1 protein-coding gene is annotated in these 556 nt (G+C 56.8%); it reads left to right on the forward strand.

The window, feature by feature from the left end:
* Positions 1-226: 226 nt before the first annotated feature.
* On the forward strand, positions 227-556 hold a 330-nt coding region (locus P7F60_RS22310; protein WP_277919889.1), incomplete at its 3' end, for a helix-turn-helix domain-containing protein.

The raw sequence follows: 556 nt of genomic DNA on the forward strand, positions 1-556 counted from the left end.
AGCGGCTGATTCACGACGCCTGGGGGCGGTGAGAACCGTTCAATGAATTAAGGAAACAGAGCAGAAAGGATAGCTCGGAAGCAAGAAAAAAGGCCCCAAAACGTCGCCATTTCGGAAGCCCTCTTTTATGTCGCAGTTCAAGAGAATCACTTCCAGCGCCCAAAGTCAAGCGGCGGTTATGCGAAAGCGTGACCATCGAAGGATGATTTGCGGCCTGAAATAGCGGGTGCGGAGCCTCTTGCCTCTTCGCAAAGAGGACCAACCCATGGAACGCATTGCAACGACGCCTTTTGGCGGCGCGCGGATGTGTGCTGAAATTTTCAGCCTGCAGAGCGCAGTCGCAAAGCGGCAGCATGCACTCAAGACCGAAGGATCCGGCAATGATGCCGGCACGGCCGACAAATGGCAGCTTCTTCGCGCCCTCACAGAAGCGCGGGTGGCCTATGGCCTGTCGGACCGGACCCTTGCGGTGCTGGAGGCGCTGACCAGCTTTCATCCCGACCGTCTTCTCGACGGTCGCAATCCGATCATCGTTTTCCCGTCGAATGTCGAATTG

It is taken from the genome of Rhizobium sp. YJ-22 (genome assembly GCF_029601685.1).
Taxonomy (GTDB): Bacteria; Pseudomonadota; Alphaproteobacteria; order Rhizobiales; family Rhizobiaceae; genus Metarhizobium.